Origin of the sequence: Oscillibacter sp. KLE 1728, assembly GCF_934833455.1 — a bacterium.
Lineage (GTDB): Bacteria > Bacillota > Clostridia > Oscillospirales > Oscillospiraceae > Oscillibacter > Oscillibacter welbionis.
Genome location: NZ_CAKVVF010000096.1, coordinates 1 through 1321 on the forward strand (window position 1 = coordinate 1; position 1321 = coordinate 1321).

Genomic DNA, 1321 nt, shown 5'->3' on the forward strand with positions numbered 1-1321 from the left:
GCTTCTCATGGAGCAGGCACACCAGTCCGTGGCGGTCGGCCACCTTCTTCATCATCTCCATCACCAGCTGGTTCTGGTCGCAGGCGGCGTTGGCGTTGGTGTAGATCGGGGCCATCTCATGCTGGGAGGGGGCCACCTCGTTGTGCTTGGTTTTGCTGAGCACGCCCAGCTTCCACAGCTCCTCATCCAGATCCTTCATATAGGCGGCGACCCGGGGCCGGATGGCGCCATAGTAGTGGTCGTCCAGCTCCTGTCCCTTGGGGGGCTTTGCGCCGAACAGGGTCCGGCCGCACATCCGCAGGTCCTCCCGCTGGGCGTACTGGGCCTTGTCCACCAGGAAGTACTCCTGCTCCGGCCCCACCTGAACCACCACCCGTTTGGTCGTCGTGTCCCCGAACAGGCGCAGGATCCGCACCGCCTGGCGGCTGATCTCGTCCATGGACCGCAGAAGAGGCGTCTTCTTGTCCAGGGCCTCGCCGGAGTTGGAGCAGAAGATGGTGGGGATGCAGAGGCTGCCCTCCTTGATGAAGGCAAAGGAGGTGGGATCCCAGGCGGTGTAGCCCCGGGCCTCAAAGGTGGCCCGCAGACCGCCGGAGGGGAAGGAGGAGGCATCCGGCTCACCCCGGACCAGCTCTTTTCCGGAGAATTCCATGAGGATCTTGCCGCCGCCGGCAGGGGCAATGAAGCTGTCGTGCTTCTCCGCCGTGACGCCGGTCATGGGCTGGAACCAGTGGGTGTAGTGGGTGGCGCCCTTTTCCACGGCCCACTGCTTCATGGCCTGGGCGATCTCATTGGCGGTGGAGATATCCAAAGACGTTCCATCTGTAACGCACTTCTTCCACGCCTCATAGGACGCAGAGGACAGGCGCTCCTTCATGGTGTCCTCATTGAAGACCATGCTGCCGAACAGATCGGAGAGTTTCGTGGTGGTACTCATGCGTTTCATCCTCCTGTATTTATAAAATGTATCGTATCACATCAGATATGGAAAACTCAACAGGAAATGCGGATTTTCCGCCTCATTTGCCGCTCTCGCCGTCATCGGAGGGGCCCCGGACGCAGGGATCGTCCCCGTCACATCCCCTAGGACCGGTTGGGCATCTAGAAGTCCCGGATCATCCGGGCCTGACCGGGATAATACTGCTCGAAGATCTCCCGGTCCAGCAGGCTCACCTTGATGGAGGGCGGGCAGTGGCCGCACTTCCTCCGCAGCATCTCAAGCCCCAAACATGACCAGCCTACGGGACCAGATCCGATCAAAGATGGGCAGCAGTTCCTTCTTGGTCCAGGTCTTTTTTCAAAAACTATGACCGCGCCATGG

Annotated in this window: 1 protein-coding gene; it reads right to left on the bottom strand. The window is 60.6% G+C overall.

Annotated elements, in window-relative coordinates:
• Positions 1-937, bottom strand: a 937-nt coding sequence (locus tag QVE23_RS09665) for a glutamine synthetase III domain-containing protein (RefSeq protein ID WP_287968069.1), incomplete at its 3' end; no start/stop codon positions are given.
• Positions 938-1321: the final 384 nt, after the last annotated feature.